Annotated in this window: 21 protein-coding genes; 10 read left to right on the forward strand and 11 right to left on the reverse strand. The window is 70.0% G+C overall.

The window, feature by feature from the left end; genetic code table 11:
- Positions 1-113 precede the first annotated feature (113 nt).
- Positions 114-395: an HPr family phosphocarrier protein gene (locus BIV23_RS17850; RefSeq protein WP_071381868.1), complete on the reverse strand. Its 282-nt coding sequence runs from the start codon at positions 393-395 to the stop codon at positions 114-116.
- Positions 396-571: 176 nt separating this feature from the next.
- On the opposite strand from BIV23_RS17850, the gene BIV23_RS17855 reads away from it, so the two are divergent.
- From BIV23_RS17855 to BIV23_RS17875, 5 genes are all read left to right on the forward strand, one after another.
- On the forward strand, positions 572-3,406 hold the full coding sequence (locus BIV23_RS17855) for a bifunctional acetate--CoA ligase family protein/GNAT family N-acetyltransferase (protein ID WP_177239932.1): 2,835 nt from the start codon (positions 572-574) through the stop codon (positions 3,404-3,406).
- Positions 3,407-3,438: 32 nt separating this feature from the next.
- A complete protein-coding gene (locus tag BIV23_RS17860) occupies positions 3,439-3,810 on the forward strand; it encodes a hypothetical protein (protein WP_071381869.1) in 372 nt (123 codons plus the stop codon).
- Positions 3,811-3,874: 64 nt separating this feature from the next.
- Complete coding sequence (locus BIV23_RS17865) at positions 3,875-4,462, forward strand: DUF5998 family protein (protein WP_071381901.1); 588 nt, start codon at positions 3,875-3,877, stop codon at positions 4,460-4,462.
- Positions 4,462-5,655: an alkaline phosphatase family protein gene (locus BIV23_RS17870; protein WP_071381870.1), complete on the forward strand. Its 1,194-nt coding sequence runs from the start codon at positions 4,462-4,464 to the stop codon at positions 5,653-5,655. Before BIV23_RS17865 ends, BIV23_RS17870 begins: the two co-directional genes overlap by 1 nt.
- Before the next feature lie 217 nt (positions 5,656-5,872).
- Positions 5,873-6,523: a thymidine kinase gene (locus BIV23_RS17875; RefSeq protein ID WP_071381871.1), complete on the forward strand. Its 651-nt coding sequence runs from the start codon at positions 5,873-5,875 to the stop codon at positions 6,521-6,523.
- 465 nt (positions 6,524-6,988) lie between these two features.
- Here the strand turns inward: BIV23_RS17875 and BIV23_RS49630 are convergent, their stop codons facing one another.
- The 7 genes from BIV23_RS49630 to BIV23_RS17910 form a co-directional block, all read right to left on the reverse strand.
- Positions 6,989-7,741, reverse strand: coding sequence for a hypothetical protein (locus BIV23_RS49630; protein WP_071381872.1), 753 nt, complete (start codon positions 7,739-7,741; stop codon positions 6,989-6,991).
- 649 nt (positions 7,742-8,390) lie between these two features.
- Positions 8,391-10,253, reverse strand: a complete 1,863-nt coding sequence (locus BIV23_RS17885) for a VirB4 family type IV secretion system protein (RefSeq protein WP_071381873.1) — start codon at positions 10,251-10,253, stop codon at positions 8,391-8,393.
- Positions 10,250-11,203: a PrgI family mobile element protein gene (locus BIV23_RS17890; RefSeq protein ID WP_071381874.1), complete on the reverse strand. Its 954-nt coding sequence runs from the start codon at positions 11,201-11,203 to the stop codon at positions 10,250-10,252. Before BIV23_RS17890 ends, BIV23_RS17885 begins: the two co-directional genes overlap by 4 nt.
- A 5-nt stretch (positions 11,204-11,208) precedes the next feature.
- On the reverse strand, positions 11,209-12,852 hold the full coding sequence (locus BIV23_RS50365) for a TrbL/VirB6 family protein (protein WP_071381875.1): 1,644 nt from the start codon (positions 12,850-12,852) through the stop codon (positions 11,209-11,211).
- A 365-nt stretch (positions 12,853-13,217) separates the two neighbouring features.
- Positions 13,218-13,595, reverse strand: a complete 378-nt coding sequence (locus BIV23_RS17900; protein ID WP_071381876.1) for a pilin — start codon at positions 13,593-13,595, stop codon at positions 13,218-13,220.
- Between the two features lie 760 nt (positions 13,596-14,355).
- The gene (locus BIV23_RS17905) at positions 14,356-15,261 is read right to left on the reverse strand and encodes an oxidoreductase (protein WP_071381877.1); all 906 of its coding nucleotides are present in this window, start codon (positions 15,259-15,261) and stop codon (positions 14,356-14,358) included.
- Positions 15,262-15,763: 502 nt separating this feature from the next.
- Entirely contained in the window at positions 15,764-16,309 is a 546-nt protein-coding gene (locus tag BIV23_RS17910) for a TetR/AcrR family transcriptional regulator (protein WP_245790560.1), read from the reverse strand.
- A gap of 122 nt (positions 16,310-16,431) precedes the next feature.
- Between BIV23_RS17910 and budC the strand changes: the two genes are divergently transcribed.
- Together budC and BIV23_RS17920 are read left to right on the forward strand one after the other, a co-directional pair.
- Positions 16,432-17,199, forward strand: coding sequence for a meso-2,3-butanediol dehydrogenase (budC, locus tag BIV23_RS17915; RefSeq protein WP_071381879.1), 768 nt, complete (start codon positions 16,432-16,434; stop codon positions 17,197-17,199).
- Between the two features lie 20 nt (positions 17,200-17,219).
- Positions 17,220-18,185 (forward strand): alpha/beta hydrolase fold domain-containing protein, encoded by a 966-nt coding sequence (locus tag BIV23_RS17920; RefSeq protein WP_071381880.1) that lies wholly within the window; start codon positions 17,220-17,222, stop codon positions 18,183-18,185.
- Positions 18,186-18,487: 302 nt separating this feature from the next.
- On the opposite strand, the gene BIV23_RS17925 is transcribed toward BIV23_RS17920, so the two are convergent.
- A complete protein-coding gene (locus tag BIV23_RS17925) occupies positions 18,488-19,279 on the reverse strand; it encodes a hypothetical protein (protein ID WP_071381881.1) in 792 nt (263 codons plus the stop codon).
- Between the two features lie 1,136 nt (positions 19,280-20,415).
- Here BIV23_RS17925 and BIV23_RS17935 point away from each other — a divergent pair.
- Positions 20,416-21,396 (forward strand): TRM11 family SAM-dependent methyltransferase, encoded by a 981-nt coding sequence (locus tag BIV23_RS17935; protein ID WP_071381882.1) that lies wholly within the window; start codon positions 20,416-20,418, stop codon positions 21,394-21,396.
- A 944-nt stretch (positions 21,397-22,340) separates the two neighbouring features.
- On the opposite strand, the gene BIV23_RS49640 is transcribed toward BIV23_RS17935, so the two are convergent.
- Positions 22,341-22,547, reverse strand: a complete 207-nt coding sequence (locus BIV23_RS49640; protein WP_143079091.1) for a hypothetical protein — start codon at positions 22,545-22,547, stop codon at positions 22,341-22,343.
- Positions 22,548-22,984: 437 nt separating this feature from the next.
- Between BIV23_RS49640 and BIV23_RS17945 the strand changes: the two genes are divergently transcribed.
- Both BIV23_RS17945 and BIV23_RS17950 read left to right on the forward strand, forming a co-directional pair.
- Complete coding sequence (locus BIV23_RS17945) at positions 22,985-23,830, forward strand: recombinase family protein (protein WP_079173219.1); 846 nt, start codon at positions 22,985-22,987, stop codon at positions 23,828-23,830.
- The gene (locus BIV23_RS17950) at positions 23,821-24,672 is read left to right on the forward strand and encodes a recombinase zinc ribbon domain-containing protein (protein ID WP_071381885.1); all 852 of its coding nucleotides are present in this window, start codon (positions 23,821-23,823) and stop codon (positions 24,670-24,672) included. Before BIV23_RS17945 ends, BIV23_RS17950 begins: the two co-directional genes overlap by 10 nt.
- Here BIV23_RS17950 and BIV23_RS53945 read toward each other — a convergent pair.
- Positions 24,640-24,972, reverse strand: coding sequence for a hypothetical protein (locus BIV23_RS53945; protein ID WP_177239933.1), 333 nt, complete (start codon positions 24,970-24,972; stop codon positions 24,640-24,642). The two genes, BIV23_RS17950 and BIV23_RS53945, sit on opposite strands and share 33 nt — an antisense overlap.
- Positions 24,973-25,067 lie beyond the last annotated feature (95 nt).

Raw genomic sequence — 25,067 nt, forward strand, 5'->3', positions numbered from 1 at the left:
GCACGTGCCTGCCCGGGCATTCACGCTCGGGCATTCACAAAAAGCGGTGCCAAACGGCGAAGCCGCGCCGCCCGGAAAGGGCGACGCGGCTTCGGTGTTCCGGGCGGGCCGGCTCAGACGGTCTCGGGCAGCTCCTCCAGGCCCTCGGAGACCAGCTTGGCCAGACGGTCCAGGGCGATGTCCGCGCCCTCGGCGTCGGAGGCGAGGACGATCTCCTCGCCACCCTGGGCGCCCAGACCCAGGACGGCCAGCATGGAGGCCGCGTTGACGGGGTTGCCGTCAGCCTTGGCGATCGTCACCGGGACGCCTGCGGCCGTGGCGGCTCGGACGAAGATGGAGGCGGGGCGGGCGTGGAGGCCCTCGGCCCAGCCGACGTTGACGCGGCGCTCAGCCATGTGTTGCTGCCCTTCGGTGTTCAGGGTTGTCTAGACCAGTTTCCCATATCGTGAAGCGTGCCCGGAGCGGACCCTCGTCCCCTCCGGTGTGACATCGGATCGCGGCCTCGATCCGACGTGCGTCCCCCACAGACTGCCTCGCGCCGTTGTCGGACGCGAGCCGTACTCTGGGGCCCATGCAGAGCTCGGCGGACCGGCAGGACCGGTACGAGTACCCCGCCCACTGGGAGGCGGACGTGGTGCTGCGCGACGGGGGCACCGCGCGCATCCGGCCCATCACCATTGATGACGCCGACCGCCTGGTCAGCTTCTACGAGCAGGTCTCGGACGAGTCGAAGTACTACCGCTTCTTCGCGCCGTACCCACGACTGTCCGCCAAGGACGTCCACCGCTTCACGCACCACGACTTTGTGGACCGGGTGGGACTCGCGGCCACCATCGGCGGCGAGTTCATCGCCACCGTACGCTACGACCGCATCGGCGCCGACGGCCTGCCCGCCTCCGCGCCCTCCGACGAGGCCGAGGTCGCCTTCCTGGTGCAGGACGCCCAGCAGGGCCGCGGCGTCGCCTCCGCGCTGCTGGAGCACATCGCGGCCGTCGCGCGCGAGCGGGGCATCCGCCGCTTCGCCGCCGAGGTGCTCCCCGCCAACACCAAGATGATCAAGGTGTTCACGGACGCCGGGTACACCCAGAAGCGCAGCTTCGAGGACGGCGTCGTCCGCCTGGAGTTCGACCTCGAACCGACCGACCGCTCGCTCGCGGTCCAGCGCGCGCGGGAACAGCGCGCCGAGGCCCGCTCGGTACGGCGGCTCCTCGCACCCGGCTCGGTGGCCGTCATCGGCGTCGGCCGCGCCCCCGGCGGCGTCGGCCGCAGCGTCCTCGACAACATCCGCGACGGCGGCTACGGCGGCCTGCTGCACGCCGTGAACCAGGCCTTCGCCGAGGACCGCAAGGAGATCGACGGGGTGCCCGCGCACCGCTCGGTGCGGGACATCGACGGCCCGGTCGACCTCGCGGTGATCGCGGTGCCGGCCGATCACGTGCCCGCGGTGGTCGCGGAGTGCGGCGAGCACGGCGTGCAGGGGCTCGTGGTCCTGTCCGCCGGATACGCCGAGAGCGGGCCCGACGGGCGGGAGCGGCAGCGGGCGCTCGTGCGCCACGCGCGCGCGTACGGCATGCGGCTCATCGGCCCCAACGCCTTCGGGATCATCAACACCGCCCCCGACGTCCGGCTGAACGCCTCGCTCGCCCCCGAGATGCCCCGCCCCGGCCGCATCGGCATGTTCGCCCAGTCCGGCGCCATCGGCATCGCCCTGCTGTCCCGGCTGCACCGGCGCGGGGGAGGCGTCACCGGGGTCACGGGCGTCTCCACGTTCGTCTCCGCCGGCAACCGCGCCGACGTCTCCGGCAACGACGTCCTCCAGTACTGGTACGACGACCCCGAGACCGACGTCGCCCTCATGTACCTGGAATCCATCGGCAACCCGCGCAAGTTCACGCGGCTCGCGCGGCGCACGGCGGCGGCGAAGCCGCTGGTCGTCGTGCAGGGCGTCGGCTCCGCCCCGCAGGGGCACGCGGTGCGGGCGACCCGGCTGCCGCACGCCACCGTCTCCGCCCTGCTCCGGCAGGCCGGCGTGCTGCGCGTCGACACGATCACCGAGCTGGTCGACACGGGCCTGCTGCTCGCCCGGCAGCCCCTGCCGGCCGGGCCGCGCGTGACGATCCTCGGCAACTCCGAGTCGCTGGGCGTGCTGGCGTACGACCGCTGCCTCGCCGAAGGGCTGCGGCCGTCACGCCCGCTGGACCTGACGACCGGGGCGACGGCGGCGGACTTCCACCGGGCGTTGGGGGCCGCGCTGGCGGACGAGACGTGCGACGCCGTCGTCGTCACCGCGATCCCCGCGATCGGAGAGGGCTCGCCGGGGGACGCCGAGCTGGCGCAGGCGCTGCGGTCGGCCGCGGCGGCGGTGCCGGGCAAGCCGGTGCTGGTGGTGCATGTGGAGCTGGGGGGACTGGCCGAGGCCCTGTCGGCCGCGGCGAGCACGGCACCGCAGGCCGTCGGGAAGACGCCCGGTACTCCCGGCACCGAGGGCGCCGCCCCACCCTTCCGCCCGGCGGAACGGCTGCCCACCGACCCAGCGGCGTCCGCCCAGGCCATCCCCGCCTACCCCGCCGCCGAACGCGCGGTGCGCGCCCTCGCCGAGGCCGTCAAGTACGGGCAGTGGCGGCGGGAGGCGGCGGAGCCCGGGAAGGTGCCCGAGTATGACGACATCGACGAGAAGGGTGCCGCGCGGCTGATCGGAGGGCTGCTCGCGCGCGGGGAGGGGCTCACGATCTCCGCCGCCGAGACCTGCGAGCTGCTCGGCAAGTACGGCATCCGCGTCCGCCAGGCCCTGCCCGCCCCGACCGCCGACGCCGCCGCCGAGGCCGCCCGCACCCTCGGCTACCCCGTGGCCCTCAAGGCCACCGCCCCCCATCTGCGGCACCGCGCGGACCTGGGCGGCGTACGCCTCGATCTCGCGGACGAGGAGCAACTGCGCCGGGCGTACGCCGAGTTGACCGAGCTGTTCGGGGCGCCGGAGGAGCTGCGGCCGGTGGTGCAGGGCATGGCGCCCCGAGGTGTCGACACGGTCGTCCGCGCGGTGATCGATCCCGCCGCCGGCGCGGTGCTGTCCTTCGGGCTCGCCGGGGCCGCCTCCCAGCTGCTCGGGGACATGGCGCACCGGTTGATCCCGGTCACCGACCGCGAGGCGACCTCGCTCGTGCGCGCGATCCGCACGGCTCCGCTGCTGTTCGGCTGGCGCGGCTCCACCCCCGTCGACACCCCTGCCCTGGAGGAGCTGCTGCTGCGGGTGTCCCGGCTGGTCGACGACCACCCGGAGGTGGTCGCCGTCACCCTGGAACCGGTCGTCGTCGCCCCGCACGGCGTCGGCGTCCTCGGCGCCACCGTCCGCCTCGCACCCCCGCCGGCCCGCGACGACCTCGGGCCGCGCACGATGCCGGCGTACTGACGGCCGGCCGAACGGGGCGAGCGGAGGGGACGGTGGAGATCGCGGGGCGGGTACTGCCCGAGGGCAGCTGGTGGGACTGGGAAGTGATCGTCTGGGACGGCGGCCGGCTGCGGCTGGCCGCCGGACACGACCTGACGTACCACCACGGCCTGGAGGTGGTCCTCACCGACCCGTGCTTCGTCTCGTGCCCCGCGGCCTTCCAGGACCCCGTCTTCCGGGAGCCCACGGCGGAGGAGACCGCGCGGCTGCGGCGGGCGCTCGGCGGGGAGCCGCCCGTCGTGGTCGCGTTCGAGGCCGACGCCGGCGGGCCCGGACCGGTCTCCTGCCTGATCGCCGCCGAGCGACTGGACATCGTGCCGGGGTTCGTCCGTCGGGACGACGACGAGCGGGCCACGCGCGCGTGAACGGCCCGCCCCGGTCCCGGTGACTGGCCCGGAGCGGCCCTGCCCACGGATTAGGATGGACGCCATGGCCAAGACCAGTACGACGACCCAGGGGCTGCGCGCGGCGATCGAGCGCAGCGGCTACTACCCGGCCCTCGTGGCCGAGGCGGTGGAGGCCGCTGTGGGCGGCGAGCCGATCCGGTCGTACCTGGTCCACCAGGAGACCACGTTCGACCAGAACGAGGTGCGCCGCCATGTGACCGTCCTGGTCCTCACCGGCAACCGCTTCATCGTCAGCCACACCGACGAGCAGGCCGCCGACAGCACCTCCCCGACCCCGTACGCCACCACCTCCACCGAGTCCGTGAAGCTCGGCCGGATCTCCTCGGTCGTGGTCAGCCGGGTCGTCGCGAACCCCGAGCAGTACACCCCGGGCACCCTGCCCCGCGAGGTCGTGCTCACCATCGGCTGGGGCGCCGTCAGCCGCATCGACCTGGAGCCCGCCGCCTGCGGCGACCCCAACTGCGACGCCGACCACGGCTACACCGGCAACTCCACGGCGGACGACCTCAGCCTGCGCGTCAGCGAGGCCGGGGACGGCCCGGAGACGGTGCGCCAGGCGCTCGCCTTCGCGCAGGCCGTCTCGGAGGCGACCGCGGACCTCACGCGCTGATGTCCCAGCTCACCTCCGCCTGGGACCACCCGGAACCCCTCGCCCTGGACACCGCCCCACTGCCCGAGTACGGCACCGGCTCCCTCGCCGACCTGCTGCCCACCCTGGCCGCGGGCATGGGCGTCCCCGGCATGACCGCCACGATCGGGGAACTGACCCCGGCCGACCGGGTCTGCGTCCTCCTGGTCGACGGGCTCGGCTGGGAGCAGCTGAGGGCCCACCCCGACGAGGCCCCCTTCCTGACCTCCCTGCTCGGCAGCTCGCGCGGCGGCACCGGCCGCCCGCTCACCGCCGGATACCCGGCGACCACCGCGACCTCCCTCGCCTCGGTCGGCACCGGCCTGCCGCCCGGCGCCCACGGCCTGCCCGGCTACAGCGCCCGCAACCCGGCCACCGGCGAGCTGATGAACCAGCTCCGCTTCCAGCCGTACACCGACCCGCGCCCCTGGCAGCCATACCCCACCGTCTTCCAGCTGGCCCACGAGGCCGGGGTGCACTCCGCCCAGGTCTCCTCGCCCGCCTTCCAGCACACCCCGCTCACGAAGATCGCGCTCAGCGGCGGCACCTTCCACGGCCGGCTGAGCGGCGAGGAGCGCATGGACGCCGCCGCCGAGCAACTGGCCGCCGGGGACCGCTCGCTGGTCTACACGTACTACTCCGAGCTGGACGGCTCCGGCCACCGCTACGGCGTCGCCTCCGACACCTGGCGCGGCCAGCTGATGTACGTCGACCGGCTCGCCCAGCGCCTCGCCGAGCAGCTGCCCCCGCGCAGCGCGCTCTACGTCACCGCCGACCACGGCATGGTCGACGTCCCGTTCGACGACGAGCACCGCTTCGACTTCGACACGGACTGGGAGCTGCGCGCCGGGGTCGCCCTGCTGGGCGGCGAGGGCCGGGCACGGCACGTGTACGCGGTGCCGGGCGCCGAGATCGACGTACTGACCTGCTGGCGCGAGGTCCTCGGCGAGCAGTTCTGGGTGGCCTCGCGCGACGAGGCGATCGCGGCGGGCTGGTTCGGACCGCGGATCGACGAGCGGGTGTACGACCGGCTCGGGGACGTGGTCGCGGCCGCCCACGACGACGTCCTGATCATCGCCACCGAGCGGGAGCCGAAGGAGTCGGCGCTCGTCGGCAACCACGGCTCGATGACCCCCGCCGAGCAGCTCGTCCCGCTGCTCGAAGTCCGCTCCTGACGCACGCCCCCGACTACTCGCCGAAAGGTGTTCAACTCCTCATGCCCGAGCTGGTGTTCTTCTCCGGAACGATGGACTGCGGGAAGTCGACTGACTTGCTTGGGTATTCGCCATCGGGCGGCCGTGTCGTGGGCGGTGTGGTGTCACCTGATGGTGCATTTGCCCGTATTGGCGATGTCTGTCGTCTTTCTTCGACTCGAAAGGTTCCGAGTCTCTGATGTCCGAGTTGGTGTTCTTTTCAGGGACTATGGACTGCGGGAAGTCAACTTTGGCGCTACAAATCGAACACAATCGAACGGCGCGTGGTCTGCAGGGGTTGATCTTCACGCGTGATGACCGTGCGGGTGTGGGCAAGCTGTCGTCGCGTCTGGGGCTGGTGACCGACGCGGTGGAGGCCGGGCCGGGGCTGGATCTGTACGGATATGTGGTGGAGCAGTTGTCTCGGGGTGGCCGGGTCGACTACGTGATCGTGGACGAGGCCCAGTTCCTGTTGTCCGGGCAGATCGATCAACTGGCCAGGATCGTGGACGACTTGGAGCTGGACGTCTTCGCGTTCGGCATCACCACCGACTTCCGGACGAGGCTCTTCCCCGGTTCGCAGCGTCTGATCGAACTTGCCGATCGCCTGGAGACTTTGCAGGTTGAGGCGATGTGCTGGTGCGGTGCTCGGGCCACGCACAATGCGCGCACGGTGGGCGGGGAGATGGTCGTGGAGGGGGAGCAGGTCGTTGTGGGTGATGTGGCTCAGTCGGCGGCGGAGGTCGGGTACGAGGTGCTCTGTCGACGTCATCACCGCAGACGCATGACGAGCGCCACGGCGCGAGCGGCGGCGCTGTCGCCGGACGTGCTGCCGGTCACCGCCACTTGACCTCTGGCCGGCGGTAGGCGCGTCAACCTGCTTGTCGGCCGCGCTGGTCGTGGGGAGCGGGAGGTTCTGGACCGTGGGCTCGGGAGGGTGTCCTTGGACGCAGATTCGAGTCCTGGACGGGAGCCGCTCGTGAGGGCTGGTCGCGGCGCACCCGCTGTGAGCTGCGGAGATTCGCTCGTGGTGACCTTGTCAGGGCACCTACCGAAGACGCGGGTCGTGTGACGGATACGGGGTGGGCCGGCGACGTCACCTATCCGGCTGTGTGCACAGTGGCATGCGGGGGCGCCCGGAGGCTGCCCTCTTGCTGGCGCCGAGCGTTTGCTTGGTCCGGGCGCGAGGTGCCAGCGAGAGGGCGGGCTACGCGGCACTCACTCGCCGCTGGCTCCTTCGAGGCTGCTGAGAAGGCGCTCGGCGAGTTCGGCGAGGGTTTCTCCGTCCTGGGTGATCCAGCGCGCGGTGCCCTGGTTAGACACCGGGCGCTCCTCCCAACCAGCCAGCTCCCACATGCGGGAGACAAGGCCGCTGGGGGAGTAGCGCTGACGGTCGTACTCCCAGACGAGGGCCTTGCTGGTGCTTGCGGTCCAGGTCGCGCGGGACCGGGTGGGGTCCGCCGAGCCAGGCTTCCAACGCTTCCTGCTCGGCCGGGACGTAGAGGCTGAGCCGGAGTGGCGCACCCTCCGGGAGCGCTCGCTGGTTCACGATCACGTGGACCGAGTTGGGGCGGCGGGGCCTACGTGGCCGTTCGTCCTTGCGGAGGTATGAGGAGATGTCCTGGGTCTCGCCGCCCGCAGCGAGGACGTTCAGGATGTCGGCCACGAGGGCGGCGCACTCCGTGTCATCGATGCAGACCTGCTTGAGGCTGGTGCGGGTTCCGTGCCGGGCATCGAGAACTCCGAGTAGCACGGGAACCGTGCGGGCTAGCAGGTCGGGGATTCGGGAACTCGACTTGGCGTACCACGTGGTGGCGTCTGGGCCGGAGGGGTCGGGTTCGGCGATGTTGGCGTCTTCGTCCAGCAACTGCCGGAAGACGAGGTGGGCGAGAAGGAACGTTCCATCGTCAATGACGGCTACTCCCCGCTTCTCATACTGTTCGCGCACCGGGCGGAGGGCCTTGCGGGTCTCGCGGAGGATGCGGACCGCGTTCCAGGTCTCGAAGACGCCGGGCACGGTGCGGAACAGCGGGTCGTAGATTCCGCTACTGCCGCGTTCCCACAGCACGTCCGTGGAGTCGGCCGCGACCAGCCGGGCCGTGAACCGGCTTGCGGAGTGCGCGCAGGCGAGGGCCGTTGCCGCTTCGACGACTGAGCAGCCCTCGTCGCCGGCAGCACGTCGGGACGTGCGGAGCGCAGCCGCCCGGCGCTCACGCTGTGACCGGGAGGGAGGAACAGGGTCGGCGCGGTGACGCGGGTGTGGGCGCCTGGCCAGGCGGCCTCGACGGCGCGGCGTACCAGGCCCAGCGGCACGGTGCCGGGTAGCCACAGCCGGATGGACAGCCCGGTGTGGGACCAGACGTATTCGAAGGCGAGATGCGGCTGCCCGGTGGTGATACGGCGCCACCAGGGGCGCAGGAGACCGGCGAGCTGCGCCCACAGGACTTCACCGCCCCGGACGGCGACCTTGGGCGGCGCGAGAATCTCCACACAGCGGGAGCCCTGGGCGAGGCGTCGCTCGCGCCACAGGCGCACGCGATACCTGAGCGCGGAACCGCTGGCCACGGCGACGGCCGCGCACGGGGCGAGGACGAGAGCATGGGCCCCGATCCAGCCGATGCCGCGGTCGCCGATCGTGCCCCAGAAACTGCCCGGATCGGTGAGGAAGTCCACCAGCGGGTCGCCCTGCCGAGAGACGACGTGGGGGATGTGCGCCGTCATGACTCCCATCCCGTGTCGTGCAGGAAGCGCGCATCGGTATAGAGGCCGTCGGCCTCGGGATCCTCGCCTGCCAGATCACGGGCGGCGAGCTCGCCCGGATCTGTAGTGATCACTTCGTGTTCGCCCGGTGCAGCGACGCTGATCAGGGCGACCTTGTGACGGCGGTCGCCGGTCAGCAGCAGGGCCTCGCCGCGCGTCGCGGAAAGCAGGAACTCCCGCTCGCCGTGGCAGAGATGGAAGTTGTCGCTGATCACATCGATGGCCTGCGGGGCCTGGCGCAGCAGGATCTGGGCGGCCGCGTTGGAGACGATGGCCCGCCCGAGGGGAGAGGCGAGGACGTCGTCGGCATCCGAGGTGACCATCGCAAGACCGGTCCAGCGTTTACGGGCGGTCTTGGCCATGCGGAACAGGAAGCCGGCGCCAGCGCCGTCGCGCATCAGCAGCCACGCCTCGTCCACCACGACCAGATGCCGGCCAGGTTGCGTGCGGTGGGTGACCTGCCGCGAGATCGTGTCCAGCGCCAGGAGTATGGCTGGTGCCTTGACCTCTTCGGGAAGCTGACGCAGAGCGAATACGACGAGATGCCCGGTGGTGGAGGCCGTGCTGTCGCCGTTGAACAGCGCTGAATGCGAGCCGGTGGTGAAGGGGGCAAGCCGGTTGGCGAGATCAGCTGACGCTTCGATCCCGTCTTCGCTGAGGACAGCGGCGAGGTCGGTGAGGGTGGGCGGGGTGCGCTGCCAGGTGCGCGGATCGGTGGTGATGCCTGCGCGTGAGTACGTGGCGAGGATAGCCCGGTCCAGCACGGCTTTCTCGGCCGCGTTCAGGTCGCTGCTGAGAAGGACCGCGAGGAAGGTGTGCAGGAAGAGCACGCGCCGCGTCAGGACGTCCTCGCTGCCGTCCGTTGCCGCGGGTAGGTCGAAGGGGTTGAGGCGTACGCCGTCGGTGCCGAGCGCGATGACGTGGCCGCCGACGGTTTCGGCGAGGCGGACGTACTCGTTCTCCGGGTCGATGACCGAGGCCGTGACGCCGGTGAACAGCAGGCGGAGCAGCTCCAGTTTGGTCAGGTAGGACTTGCCGGCGCCGGAGCGGGCCAGGGTGATGGAGTTGTAGTTGTCCTGCCCGAAGCGGTCCCACAGCACAGGAGCGCCCGAGACCGCGTTCAGCCCGTACAGCACTCCTGACGCGATGCCGGCTTCGTCGGTGGTGATCGGCAGGTCGGGGCTGGTGAAGGGGAAGCAGGCGGCAAGTGCGGCGGTGTCGAAGGTTCGGCGGATCTTCAGGGTGTCGATGCCGAGGGGCAGGGTGGCCAGCCAGCCCGGCAGGGCCCGGTAAGTGGTCGGGGCGACGGTCATGAGGAGGGATTCGGCGATCGCCCGGACGGCGGAGGCCTGCTCGGCCAGGGCCTCCTCGTCCGCGGCGTGCACGGTCAGGTAGAGGGCGACGTGGAAGAGCTTTCCCTCACCCCGGGCGATCCGGTAGGCGAGTTCGGCGGCATCCGAGGCGGCGGCCTCAACGTCCGGGTCGTCCAGATGGCCCTTGTCGAAACCGGTACGGCGGCCGGACTCCAGGCGCGCACGTTGCTTCTTCAGCCCGGCGGCCGCGACCGGGTTGGGGACGGGCTCGATGTGCAGGGCGATGTCGAGATGGCCGGGGAAGTTCAGCAGCGGGGCGAGCCAGCCGGCGGTGACTTCGGCCGGGTAGCCGGTGACCACGAGCGTGGTGGCCAGGTGCGCTCCGATGGCCAGGGCGCGGGCGTGCACCTCGATGGCCTCGGGGCCCGCCACCTCCAGCAGGTGGGCGCCGTCCACGATCGGCGTATCGACAGTGGTATCACGGGGGCGGAAGCGGAACCGGGTCATACGAGGGCCTCACTTTCCGGTCCGTTCTCGGGTGGGGCGGGGGTGTCGGGGTTGCAGGCCGCACCGACCAACTCGGCGCACTCATCGGCGCCCAGCGCGGTGACGGTGATCTCGGCGGCGGCCAGCGCGCGGGCAGCCTCTGCCACACGCTGACGTGCCCGTCCTTCGCCGGAGTGGCCTCGTATGCCGGGTGCGGCGGCTTCTTCGCGGGCGACCAGCACGATCTGCCGACCGAGCAGGTTGCCGCTGGCGGCGAGGTCGGTGAGGAAATCGGCGTGCGCCCGGGCGGCCCGCTCCAACGCAGGGTGCGGCAGCGCGGCGGCATCCTGCTGTAGGGCGGCGGCCAGCGAGGCGAAGTCGATGCGGTGGCAGCGCACCAGCAACTGGGTCGGGCCGGTCAGGGAGTTGAGCCAGCGAGCGAACGCAGCGGTCAGGGCCTGCTGCTCGGCCGCTGAGCGCAGCTCGAAGTTGACCGTGGAGCACGTGGCCAGGGCCGCTCTTCCCTCCCGGTTCAGGTCGAGCGCCCCTTCAGAGGTGATGCCGTCGTACGGCATACGCATCGCATCCGGAGGCGGGCCTGCGGCTGTGGCCCAGCGGCCGGGAACGACGGTCGGCAACGCGGGCATTCCTTCGGGGGCGTGCACCTGGCGTTTCGACGCGCGGGCATGGGCGAGCGCGGAGAGCAGGAAGCGGTCCAAGCCGATGCCCTCCCGCCGGCCGAGCGCGAGGGCGGCCACCGCGCCGGCGACCGGGATGACGAGGACCACGTACGCGAGTGGCGCCATGAAGGGGTGTGCGGCCCACCAGCCGCCGTACAGCGCGAGCGCCGCGACTGTGAGAACGGCCGTTTGCCCGGCGGTGAAAGGTCCCAGGAGGCGGTCGGGGCGGGAGATGTCTGCCGGAATGCGGGTGGCGTAGGGGGCGTCTGCCGCATCGTCGTGCTGATTCATGCGGGTTACCTCCGAGGTGGTTCGAGGGGCAGGCGCAGTTGCATGGGGCGCGGTGGCCGCACGTGGACGCGGCGGGCGGGAATGGGCAGGGCCAGTTGGCGCGCTCGAGCCGCAGGGGCGGGCCGCACCGCTGGAGGTGGAGTAGTTGGCATGGCGCGGGTCGCCGGAGGTGGGGTCGGTACGCGCTCGGCGCGGATGGGCAGCCAGAGCTGAGTGGCCCTTGCCGGCCGAGTCGGGGCGCGCGGGGTGGTGACGGGCAGGGCCAGTTGCCGGGTCTGGCGGGCTTGGGCGGGATGGATCACAGCGCGGGGACCTCTCGGCGTGCGGACAGCGGGAGCCACACCGGGCCTGCGGCGCTGCGGCGTCTGGCGAGGTGGGGCAGCGCCGACAGGAGTCCCGGCCGTGGCGGGAACCGGCGGTGCGCCGACACGGCGCCCGCCCGGTCCGGGCGGAGCACCGGGTGCGGGCTGACCAGTTGGCCCCGGGCGGCCACCGGGACGGGGCGGGCCCGCTGGTCCGCGAGCGGGCAGGGCGCGGCCACGGCCGTGCCCGCCCCCACTCCCGGGTCCAGGGGCAGGCGGGCCGCCTGCACCCGGCCCGCGCCTGCCCCGTCCAGGACGGCCTCCTCCGCCGCCGGGGCCGACCCGGCCCCGGCGTGCACCACCTCCGCCACCTCCACCGCCTCCTCCGCCACCGCCGCCGCCAGGGCCGCCGCGGCCCGGGCCCGGCCCGCGGCCTCCTCCGCCTGGGCGGCGACGCGGTGGGTACATGCCTGGCAGGTAGTGGTTGATGAGCCGGTACATCGCCAGATGCCTGAGCATCCGTACTCCGGGCGCGTGCGGTTGGTGCGCGGGTGTGCCGCGCAGGACGACCTGCAACGTCCAGCCGGGAATCTTGAACAGCACCCAGAACAGGGCCACACCGGCGAGCACGGTGCCGAGCTGGTCGGCCTTCGGGATGCCCAGGGCGGTGGCACCAGGGGCGAAGAACAGCTTCAGCGCGAGGACGAACGTCATCGACTGGGCGACCTGGATGACCAGGCAGCCGGCCAGCCCGCGCCACCACAGGCGGGCGACCGGATCGGTCAGCGGATGCGCGTGACACGCCAGCATCAGGGGCGCGCCTGCGGCCAGCAGCGCCATCACCGCGACACGCACCAGGAAGCCGATCAGCACGGCGAGGACGAGTGCCGTCGTCACGATCGCCAGGATGAGCAGGTACAGCTGCAGCCCGGGGGTACCGAACAGGGTGAAGGGCAGGACGCGTTCGACCATGCCCTGTCCGGCGTCGGACAGGTCGCTGGCCATGATCGCGTGGGCGAGGGCATTGGACAGGCCGATCGCCTTGCCCATCATGGTCAGCGAGGCAGTCGCCGCGGCCATCCCGAGCAGCAGGCGTGGGGCGATCTGCCGCAGGGTGTAGCGGGTCTGGACGGTCTCGTAGCCCATCACCGTGATGCCGCCCGCGGTCACGAACAGCACATAGATCCCGGCGGTGGTGCCCAGCGTCCAGGTCCACAACCGCTTGATGTCCGCGTGCTGGGTGACGTCGGGGGTGGCGAGCAGGGTGTCGGCGAGGAACTCGCGGATCGGCTTCATGACCTGCTCGATCAGCGTGCCGAGGAACGAGGTGACCGCGTTCACGATCATGCCGGGGATGTCGAGAAAGCCCCAGCCGCTGTCCTTGTCGCAGCCGACGCCTGTGGCCTCGCACGCCGAAGGGCTGGCTCCCGGCGCCGGTTCGGTGGGCGACGGCTGTTCTGGTTTTGACGCGGGGTGGCCTGCGGGTCGCGTGGGCCCTGGGGTGGGATTCGGCCTCGGTCCAGGCTCAGGGGCGGGGGAGGGCGCCACGGGGCCGGGTGCGGGCCGCGGTTCGGGCTGAGGCGGTTCAGGGGAAGCCTGGCCCAGGGCAACCAGGCCCACGGCGTATGCGGAGTCCGGCTGGGCGAGCGGAACCAGCACGAGAGCAGCCAGGAACAGCAGTGTCAGGGCACGGGCCACACGCCCCTCGCGCATCACTGCTTGCCTCCGCCTGCCCCGACGATGCCCTGCAACACCGTCACGACGACCGGCGCCAGGATCGCCAGTCCGTAACCGATGGCGGCGGCTTTCAATCCCCGCTTGGCGGCCTCTACTTCGCCGGGATCGCCGCCGGCCATCAGGTAGCGCAGTCCACCGAAGGTCAGGAACAGGGTGGCGAGTCCCGCGAGGATGCCGACGATCCAGTTCCGCAGATTCGTGATGACGGTCGGGATGTCCGCGACCGCCCATACGTAAGGCGGGTCTGCCGGGAGCGCCGAAACGGTGCAGGTCGCGACGAATCCCAGCCGGAGGAACCAGCGGCCGAGCGACCGGTCCACCGGCTGATAAGGCCAACGGAGCCTTGCGAACATGGCAGCAAACCTCCACGGGCACACAGCCGGACAGGACGGAAAAGGGGAACAGGAGACGGAGCGCCCGAAGGGCGGCGTGGGAGAACTAGACGCGCGGTGAGTAGAACCCTGGGCCCGGGGCCGGGCCTCCTTGCGGGGTGCGGCGGAACGGGTTTCTCGGGTGTCAGCACGAGACGGTCGTGCTCACCACACGCCGTACGGCGCCCGGCCCGGGGCATCGGTCGCCGCCCCGGATCGGAACGGGCAGCCTGGCCCGAGCCGGGCTGGGCCGCCGTCATACGTGAATAGGGAGCTCGATGAAGGGAATTGCCATCCGGCCACGGGAGATCACCCGGCCGGTGGCTTTGTTCACCGCTTTCGGCAGCAGTTGGTCATGGCTTCGGGAGGCACTGCAGCCGCGCTGTGTTCGATGCTCATGAGAAGCGGCAGCACCTCGGTGCCACCCGGCCGACGGAGATGTCATCTGGTAAGGACGGTCGGCAGATTGCCCATTTCGTCGACGGGCCTGCGGTATGTCTTGAAGTCCGGCCTGAAGGTGCGGTCGTCGCGCAGGAGCCGACGTGATGAGGGAGTCTCTCGGCGACACTCTCCGTGATGAGAGCCCGCCACGACGCCGTGACCACTCGGTGTCCGGACTCCCTGCGGCGCACGATCCTCTACTTTGATGGCGATTCCTGAAAACGACCAGTGAGACTCCTCGCCCCACTCGGTCCAGTTCTCAACGGACTGGGGAATTTCACCGAGCATCGGGAGCGGAGTCTCAGACAGTGCCCTCGTCCGGCTTGCCGAGGAGAGCCCATTCGTCTTCGGTCAGGCGCAGGCTTCCGGCGGCGATGTTCTCCGCGAGGTGCGCCGGGTTCGTGGTACCGGGAATGGCCAGCACGTGCGGACCGCGGTGGAGGGTCCAGGCGAGCCGTACCTGGGTCGGCGTGGCGTTGTGGGCGCGAGCGACGGAGCGGACCCGCGCGTCGTGCTCCTGGCCTGCGGCTGCCTCGCGCCGCAGGCCGGAGACTGCGAAGAACGGGACGAAGGCGATGCCCTGCTCCCCGCACAGGTCCACCAGCCCGCTCTCGTCGGCACGGCGCCAGTCCAGGCCGTATGAGTTCTGCACGCAGACCACAGGCGCAATCTTCTGGGCCTCGGTCACGTGCTCAGGCAGGACAGCGGAGAGCCCGAGGTGCCGAACCAGGCCGGCCTCGCGCAGCTCGGCGAGAGCGCCGAAATGCTCGGCGATCGAGGCCGTGCGGGGGCCACCGGCGCGCAGGTTCACCACGTCCAGGCAGTCCCGACCGAGCTGACGCAGGTTCTCCTCCACCTGGCCACGCAACTGATCGGGGCGGACCGCGTCGAGCCACTTGCCGGAGGGATCACGCCCCGGGCCGACCTTGGTCACCACGACCACATTGCCGGACCAGGACGAGAGGGCGCGGTTGATGAGCTCGTTCGCGGACCGCAGTGGTGAGAAGTAGAAGGCGGCCGTGTCGACGTGGTTGACCCCCTGCTCGAACGCGCTGTGCAGCAGGCCGACGGCGACATCGCGGTCGATCGGCGCGCCGTCTGAGTTGCCCATCATGCCGTTGCCCGTCAGCCGCATCGCGCCGTAGCCGATGCGATTCACCTCCAGGTCCCCGAGCTTCCAGGTCCCTGCTGCCGCTGCTGCGCTCACCGTGCTCCTTCACCCGTCGGTTCGTCAGGTCCCGGAGTATGGGGCCGTCACGGTGTACTGCGACAGGTCTTTTGGCTGGGCGAAACGTCACATCTTTATCGGGAACTAACCATCGCCGCACTGCCGTTGGACCTGGCAAGAGAGCGTCGGTCGGGAGAAGCATTCAGACCTTGTGCCGCTGCCCTGCCGAGGCGGCAGACGGCGGAGGCTGCGTCCCGTGCAGGCGGGCAAGGCGATCACCACCCCGCCGGTCGAACGTGGCTCAGACGAGCCAGAAGGAACGCAACCTGCCCGGGGCAGCGAGTGGGGAAGCGAGGCGAGCAGGTCCGTCCCGTGCCTGAGTACAGGGTGGGGATTTTCAAATAGCCCCATCAACTTCACCAGTTGAGCCGGTGTCACAGCTCGTCCACACCCTCGGTCCGGCAACGCCGACCCGGCCGTGACGCCGATTCCGCCGGGCCGAGGCGCGTGGGCCCGGCCGTACCCGAATCGGCGGTTTTGGCTATTTGAGGGCAGCGGTGGCGAGCCGCAGTTCGCGGAATGCCTGGTCGAGCTGGTCGTGGAGGGGGACCGACGGGTCCTGCATCCAGCGATGGGTGGCGATGGCAAAGGTGTCCATGCCGACCTGGGCGCACAGCGGCGCGGTCCGGGCGTCGACGCCGCGGGCCCGCAGCGCATCGGTCAGCGCGGTGACCAACATGGCCCGCTTTGCCAGGGAGCGTTCCTGCAGGGCTGGGGTTTCGGCTACGAGGCGGGCGCCGGGCTCGGTGATCGGGCGGTTGCGTTCGAAGAGGGGCACTGACTCGTGGAAGGCGGCACGCAGAGTCGGCAGCGGTTTCGTGCCGTGCGGGACGGCGGCGACGGCCTGGACGAGTAGGTCGCGGAGCTCGCTCTCGCGGTCGAAGAACATCTCGCGTTTGTCGGCGAAGTGCCGGAAGAAGGTGCGCTCGGTGACACCGGCACGGGCGGCGATGGCTTCGACCGGTGTCTGGTCGAAGCCCCGCTCGGTGAACAGCTCAAGGGCGGCCTGCAGGAGTCGCTGGCGCACCGCTTCCCCACTTCTTGGCATGCGCCAACCGTAGCACGTTGCGTCAGTGACTGACTCAACGTAGTGTCAGTGCCTGACAGGTTTTGAGTCAGTGACTGACACATATTTGGGAGGTCGCTCACGTGGAACGGCGCTTCGATGGAAAGACGGTGGTCGTCACCGGCGCGAGCTCCGGGATCGGTGTGGGCATTGCCCGGCGATTCGCCGCGGAGGGAGCGAACGTCGTACTCGCGGCGCGCCGGAAGGACCGGCTGGAGGCACTCGCGGCCGAACTCGGGGCGGACCGGACGCTGGCGGTGGCCACCGACGTCACCCAACAGGACGAAGTGCGGGCGATGGCCGAAGCCGGCGCGGACCGGTTCGGCGGCCTGGACGTGCTGGTGTCCAACGCCGGCGTGGGTCTGGGCAAGGCGTTCGAGGAGACCACGCTCGCCGACTGGCGGCTGGTCATGAGCACCGATGTGGACAGCTGCTTCTTCGGAGCACAGGCGGCGCTGCCGTACCTGAAGCAGAGCCGTGGCAGCATCGTGCAGATTGCCTCGGCTTCCGGGCTGGGCGGCGACCGGATGCTCACCGCCTACAACGCGGCCAAGGGCGCCGTCGTGAACTTCACCCGCGGGCTCGCCTTCGACCTCGGCCCGTTCGGCATCCGCGTCAACACCGTCGCCCCGGCCTTGACGATCGGGGCGGAACACGCCGATCACCCCATGGCAGCGGACCTGGTCGAACGGTTCAACCAGCGCCGGGCGCTCACCGGTTACAGCACCCCGGCCGACATCGCCGGCGCGGTCACGTTCCTCGCCTCCAACGACGCCCGCTTCATCACCGGAACCATCCTGCCCGTCGACGGCGGCATCACCGCCGGCAGCGGCCAGCCCCCCTTGTTCTGATCCCGCAGAGGAAAGAGACCATGGACTACGGCATCGACCCCGAACTCGCAGCCGCGCTGGCCGCCATGCCCAAGGGCCCGAACGGCGCTCTGCTGGACCTTTCCGACATCCCCGCGCTCCGCGAACAGATGCGGACGGCCGGCGAACGCTTCCCCGCGCCCGACCCGGATCCGCGCGTCAAGATCGAGACCCTGAGCCTCCCCCGGGAGGACGGGAGCCTGCTCGACGTGGTGATGTTCCACCCGGGCCGCGCCGACCGCGCCCGGCCGGCCCTGGTCTACTTCCACGCCGGCGGACAGGTCCTCGGCAGCGCCCACGACCGCGTGGCATGGGCGTACGGCGCGGCCATGGCCCTGCAACTCGACATCGTGCTGGCCGTGGTCGACTACCGGCTGGCGCCGCAGACCCCGGCGCCGGGCGCGGCCGAGGACGGCTACCTGGCGTACACGTACCTCGCCGAGCACGCCGCCGAGAACGGGATCGACCCGGACCGGATCGGGCTCGCCGGCGCGAGCGGCGGCGGGGCACCCGCCACGGCCACCGCACTCATGGTCCGCGACCGCGGCGCCCGCCGCCCGCGGCTGCTGTCGCTGAACTACCCGATGCTCGACGACCGCAACAAGACCCGGTCCAGCCACGAGATCGTCGACCTCGGCATCTGGGACCGCCGGGAGAACCTGTGCGCCTGGGCCGCCGTGCTGGGTGACCGCATGGGAGCCCCGGACGTCCACCCGTACTCCGCACCCGGCCGCGCCACCGACATGACCGGCCTGCCGGACACCTTCATCGCCGTCGCCCAGTTAGACGTCTTCCGCGACGAGAACATCGACTTCGCACAGCGGCTGATCGCCGCCGGCGTCCCGGTCGACCTGCACGTCTACGCCCACGCCGTCCACGCCTGGGACGTGTTCGCCCCGCAGTCAGCCCTCGCCAAAACCTTCGAACAGACCTGGCACGACTATCTGCGCCGCCACCTCCACAGGTGAAGAACCATTTTCGCGACACCGCCGCTGCCGACCTCGTCGGTGGCGGCGCACCATGCACCGGCAATCCAGCCGGACCGCCCCGGCCAGACGTCCTTTTCCCCCCGGCATCCAACCGACCGGCCTCAACAACCACGGATGTCGAGCATTGACTCAGCAGACAACCCAGGTATCCGTACTGAGGGAGAAGGCACTGGCGCTGTCGAAACCCACGACCATTTCGAATTGCTTCTCAACGTCGGCTGCCTTCCGAATCCGTGACCAACTGCTGCCCGTCGTCACGAACAAAGCCACGGCCGGGTTATCTACAGCTCTTTGAGCCGGCCTTGCAGGTATGGGGCCAAGTTCTGCTCGGCGGCGTTGCGGTGACGGTAGAGCTGACGCACACTCATCCCCCGCTCGACCGCGAGAAGGCTCATGGACTCGCCGTTGAGGCGGGTACGGGCGATCAGACGTGCATCGGCCACATCGACCACACCGGCCTGCACCGCATGGGCCAGCACGGTCACCTCGTCGGCCGGTTCACCGGGGTCCTCCTGGGACACGGTGCACAGGCGATCGAGAAGGGCTGCATGTGCGCCGGTCTCGCGAGTCGCATGGCGGCGCGCCGCGTACACCAGCCGGTGCACGGCCCGGTCGGCGGCACTGAACAGTTCCCGGTCCAGCCGTTTTGCCTCCGGGGCCGCCGTGCGCAGGGCCATGGCGACGGCGACCAGGGCTTCCTGCTCGGCCTCGGCGCGCTCCAGATGGACGGGGCGGGCGAGGCGGGCGAGCATCCGGCGCAGTACCGGGACGGTCATGGCGACGGCGACCACATCCCAGGGTTCGCCGAGGTCGCGGGCCCGCCGGACCACCTCGCGCCAGGTCTGCTCGCGCAGTTCCGGGCGGGTGGAGGGGTGGGCGAGGTGGGTGCGGACCCGGTCGATGGGCCACGCCGCACGGTCGGGTGCGTCGCACACCAGGTGCGCAGGGAGCGTGAGTGGCTCCGCACCGTGGGCGAGGGCGAGGAACGACTGCTCCAGCTCCCCGAGCGGAGAACGAAGGGCGCTCTGCGAACGAGCGGAGGCGGGGCAGTGGGCTTGGTGACGGTGGTGCATGACGCATCTCCCGTGACGGCGTGGACAACTTCCGCCGCCACCCCTTCCAGGCCCCCGAGTCACCGCCGAGCCACCCGCACGCCAGCACCGCGTCAGCGTCGGTCGAATCGCTCGACATGTGCGATGGCACGGCCGTAGACCGCCCCCGACGGCCTGCCGCGACACCACAGCCGGAGCAACGTGAATCGAACACAGAATTTTTCGACGTCGTTCCGAGCCTCCGTCGCACGGCCGGTCACGCTGGCTCGGTGGTGGCTCGTGTGTGGCTCGCGACTGGCTCGCATACGAGATGACCTGCGTAGACGCGGTGCTCGGTGAGGACGATCGCCAAGGCGCCCCGCGCACGCGGAGCGACCGCGGCGGAGATCGAACACTCAAGAGGCGATGGCAAACACCGGCCGACAAGTCACTATTACTTCACGTCAGCACGATCACGGCCGACCCTCACTCCCGGGCGCCGCTCAGCGCATGCCGAACTCCACCACTTCTTCTCACCCGTTGCCCGCGACCGTCTGGTTCCCCGACCCGGACGAGCCCAACGCCGCTCCTATCCCCGGCGCCGTACTGCCTGCCTGGGCCCTCGACAAGATCCGCACCGACTTCGCCGGGCCTCCCGCCCACCGGCCCGCCAGACTTCTCAAGATCGCGATCCGGGACACCGCACCGGGCATGGACGCCCGCATCCCCACCACCCCCTTCACCACCCCGGCCGGCGAGAAGGGCTCCACGAAAGGGCCGTCCATCCTCCTCGCCGAACTCCACCCCGACACCCTCCCGGCCTCCGCTGACGAGCTGCCTGTCGGCGGTAGCGAGACGCCCGGCGCCCTGGAGGACGGCTGGCCCGGCTTCTTCCACCGGGCCCACCGGCTCCTCCCCGACGACGGGTTTCTGCTCATGGCCACTCGCCAGCGACGGGACGGCGGACGCCTCACCGACCCGCTCGGCACGCTGATCGCTTCCGCCCCGCACCGCCGGCTTCCGCTACCTCCAGCACATCGTGGTCGTCTACGGCCGCCCGGTCGGCGACCGCCTCGTACCGGCTCTCCCCGCGTACGCGTCCCGCGGCGTCGCGCACTGCGACCTGATCGCCCTGACCGCGATCCGTCACGCATAAGCCACGGCAGAGGAGAACGCTCGTGCCCTCCCCGCTCTCGGTCTGGAACACCGCCCCCACCTCCGCCCCCGCACAGCGCAAAGGCCGCTACGTGCCCGACTCGGCCGCCCACCCGGCCAAGATGCTCCCGCGGATCGCGACCCACGCGATCGCCACCTACACCCGCCCCGGCGACCTGGTCCTCGACCCGATGTGTGGCATCGGCACCACCCTCGTCGAGGCCATCCGCCTCGGTCGCAGCGCTCTGGGTGTCGAGTACGAACGCAAGTGGGCCGACCTCGCCCGACTGAACGCCGCATCCGCCACCCGGGAGGGCGGCACCGGTGCCGGTGTCGTGCGCTGCGGTGACGCCCGAAACCTCACCCAGCTCATCCCTACCGCGCTGCACGGTGAGGTGGACCTCGTGGTCACCTCACCGCCGTACGGGAACTCGGTGCACGGACAGGTCCGCTCCTCCCGCGAGACCGGCGAGCGCGGCGTGGTCAAGACGGACTACTGCTACAGCCACGACCCCTCCAACCTCGCCCACGTCTCCACCGACCGGCTCCTGGAAGCCTTCACCGAGATCCTCGCCCAGTGCCGACGCCTCCTGCGCCCCGGGGGAACCGTCGTCGTCACCACACGCCCCTGGCGCGAGCGCGGCGAACTCATCGGCCTGCCCTCCGCCGTCCTCGGCGCCGGCCAGGCCGCCGGACTCACGCCTACTGAACGCTGCGTCGCGCTCCTTGCCGGCATCCGCGACAGCCGCCTGATCACCCGACCGTCCTTCTTCCAGATGAAGAACGTGCGCGACGCGCGCCGTCTGGGCATCCCTCTCGCGGTCATCCAGCACGAGGACGTTTTGGTCTTTACCCGGCCGGGACAACCCGCTGCACGCACCGCGACGACGCAGCACTGCCCGATCACATCGGTGTGCGCGGCCAGAACTGCCCGCATCCAGGCACCAGACGTGGCCGTCCGAGCCCGCACCTGCGTCCGAAGGGGCCGCTGTGGCGGCCACTGATCTTCCCGTCGGCAGTCTGTTCTCCAGGGTCGGCGACTTGGACCTCGGGGTCCAGGCGGCACTCGGAGGCCACATCGCCTGGCACGCGGAGACCGACTCGCAGGCGGCCGCTCACCCGCTGGCCATCCGAGGATGGGAGCACGTGACCCAACGTGCCGCGCCCAGGCTCACCGTCGACGGCACGCGCTGGCTGTCCGCCGAATTCGGCGCATTGATGATGGGCCCCGCCGGGTGGGTTACCAAGACCGACAGCCTCTCCCGCGTGGCCCAGCTTCACCTCCTCGGTAACGCGGCTGTTCCCCGGCAAACCACCCAGCTCACGGCCTTCTGCCCTTCGACGATTCTCCGTTCCCGTGCATCGCCCAGGTGGGAGACGTCTGGTGAGTGCCTGGCCATCGGATTCCATCGGCGCACATGGTCATGGCCCTCAGCAGCGGTGTTCGCGGGGCAGACCGGTGGGACATGAGGCGCATGCGAAGGCACGCTGCGGCTGCCCCCGCAAACTGCACCGCTTGCCGGAGGAGAGCGAGCCCCGGAAGCGACTGAACAGGCTGACCGAAAGTGATGGCAGCAGAGAGTGTTCCCACTCCGAAGGTCACGAGCTGGGCCGCGTGCCTGAGCGGATCGGGACGGCGGGGCCCACGAGGCGATCCTGGGGGTCCGGATGCCTCAAGGTGATGGAAACGGTAGACGACGGGGGCGACGTCACGGTGAGGTACTTGATCGCTGATCGCCGAGCCGCTCGGAGACTCAGCAGAGAGCTGGACACGGCCCGCCGGTGCCTCCGTCGCGAGATCCGACGCGTGAGCCGAAGCGCCGGCACCGACGAGTAGGCGGTTGTTGATTCCTCAGCGGCCCGCCTCTTCGCCTCCCGACGAGCCCATAGGGGCCACACCCTCCTCACTCATGACACGGGCCGCTCTCGGGATGGCTACCGCCGTGATTCACTTGAAGAATCCCACGGCGATGAAGAACGCTCCCAGTGGAATCCAGGCCCCGCCTACGATGCGCAGAGTCTTAGGCGTTGCTGTTCCGACACGCGGGTTTGTTTGAGCGAAGACTCGAAACGCATGCTCGGCTGCTCTGTGGGTGTTCGTCGCAAAGAGAACGCCCGCGATGAAGAAGAGGATTCCAATCGTTCCGAAGAACATCGCCCTACTTACCTTTCCAACTGACCCGAAAAGTCCATCCGTCGGCGTTACTGAAGCCTGTGGAGACCTCGCTCTCCTTGAGCTCCCGGTACACCTCTGGGTCCCGCAGACACCCACGTGTCCGTGCAAGGGAGCGGCCGGTGACCTTCTTGCGCCAGGCGGCGGACCGGCTGCGTCTGGCAGTGGTCATGCAGAACCCCCGTGAGTCGTCCCACGGATGATCGTATCGTCCCAAAGCGCTGCGTCCTCGACGTCAAGAGACGCTGCATGTATTTCCGTTGGGCGGACAGCGCCCCTCTTTCAGAGCCTCCGCGCCGATAGCTATTTGGTTCCGGACTCCGGTGACCTCAAGGCAGAGACGTCCTATTCCAATAAAGAACTGGTCTGAATGGATCTTTTTGCTTGGGTGTCGACCATATCCGGGTAGCGTCCCGACCATGACATTACGCGTTCTGGGCTCCCTGCGACTCTCCGTGGAAACCGACAACTCAACCGCGATCCCGCGTCAGCGCGACCACATCCAGCACTGGGTCGACGCTCCCGGCCGCGACGCGCGGATCGTCGCGTGGGCAGAGGACACTGACGTCTCAGGCGGCCTCCACCCTTTCAAGCGGCCCGACCTCGGCAAGTGGTTCCGCGACGATTACGCGGACCAGTGGGATGTCCTCTGCGTCATGAAAGTCGACCGGCTGAGCCGTCGGGTTGCCCACTTCAGCGAGATCGTCCAATGGCGCCAGGAGCACGGGAAGATCGTCGTGTCGACTCAGGAAGGGATCGACATGTCCACCCCGATGGGCAAGATGTTCGCCCAGATCCTGGCCGTCTTCGCCGAGGGCGAGCTTGACACGATCAGGGCTCGCGCCGCCGATGCAGCGCGGACACGCCTCGCCGCCGGTACGTGGGTGGCGGGGCTGGCACCCTTCGGCTACGAGATCGTGCCGCTGGGCAAAGGGAAGGGGAAACGCCTGCGCCCCGTCGAGCACTACGAGGAGCTCGCACGGGAAATCGCCGACAAGATCCTTAACGGGCAGAGTCTTCGTTCCATCTCACGGGAGCTCATCGAGAGGGGCGAGCCTACCTGGCTCTCCCTGATCCAGCCCCACAGCAAGCGCGGTGTGGAGAGCCAGTGGTCCAACTCTTCGATCAGGGGCATCATGCTCAACCCCAAGATCGCGGGCTACTACACCTACAAGGGCGAGATCGTCGAGGACGACAAGGGGAACCCTCGCATGATCGCCGAGAAACCCTCCTCGACCACGAGACGTGGAACCGGGTGGTCCTGAAGCTGCGCGACAACCGCCCCTTCGCTCCCAAGGTCACCCGGAGCAGGGCCATGCTCGTAGGAGTGGCGGTATGCGGCAGCTGCGGAGGGCCACTGACCCGGGCTGTCTACACCAACCGACAGCCGGCCCAGGACGGCCGCCCGGCCAAAGAGTGGCACTACTCGCGTTACAAATGCAGCAGGCAGCAGGTCCGCGCGACCTGCCAGAGCCCGGCGGCAGCGACCACCCTCAGCCTCGAAGGCCACTTCTCGAAGCTGTTCCTGGAGCACATGGGCCATCTCCCCGAGGTTCGGGAACTGGATGCCGACCTGCATGACCCGTCGAGTGACATCGCCGCCACCGAGGCTCGCCTGAAGCGGCTGAAGAACGACTTCGGCGCCGGCAGGTACGACACCCCGGAGAAGGAAGAGATCTACTGGTCCCTGCTCGACTCCCAGTCAGCGAAGCTGTCCCGCCTACGTTCCAAGATGGCCGAGTTCAAGGAGTGCAGCGGCAAGTTCGCCCCCACGGGCCGTACCTTCGCCGACATCTGGAACTCACGGGACGACGAGGGCAAGCAGCTCTTCCTGAAAGAACATCAGGTAAAGGTGGTGGTCTACCGGGATCCGATCCCCGGCAAGCGGTTCGGATTCATGGTGCAGCTGGGCGACGTCCGGCGCATGGCCAAGGCCCTGCGTGTCGAGCTGGCGGACGGCGTGGCACACGGGGTCATCACCTTCAACCTCCCCACCGCACAGCACGTACGCGACCAACAGCTGGACGAGCGGCAACTGCGGATCGGGCTCGACGTCGCCGACGCCATCGAGGCATCACAGCGAATCGCCGAGAAATCTGCTCCGTAGAGCTCGTAACACGTCATGGTCGGGCTCTCTTGAGGCGTCTCCAGTAGATGAGCCCGCAGGCGAGGGAGGCCGGGTGTCGTGCAGGCCGAGGCGTCTTTCCCAGTGGACGGCCAGGCACTTGAAGTGGTGCAGGAGCGAGAAGGCCTGCTTGACGACGTAGCGGAGCTTGCCCAGGCCCTTGATGTTCGAAGAACCCTTGCGGGTGATCACCGGCAGGATCCGGCGCTTGCGCAGTTCATGCCGGTTGGGGTTGCTGTCGTATCCCCTGTCACGCGAGGTGCGCGCGTCGGCGGGTGTCATGATCGAGTCTGCGGAGACTGAAGGGGCCTCCCTGACGCCCGTTATTCCGGTCAGCCCCGAGCTTACGAGACGAGGAACCCAGCGACGTCGGTTGA

The organism is Streptomyces monashensis, assembly GCF_001866665.1.
Classification (GTDB): domain Bacteria; phylum Actinomycetota; class Actinomycetes; order Streptomycetales; family Streptomycetaceae; genus Streptomyces; species Streptomyces monashensis.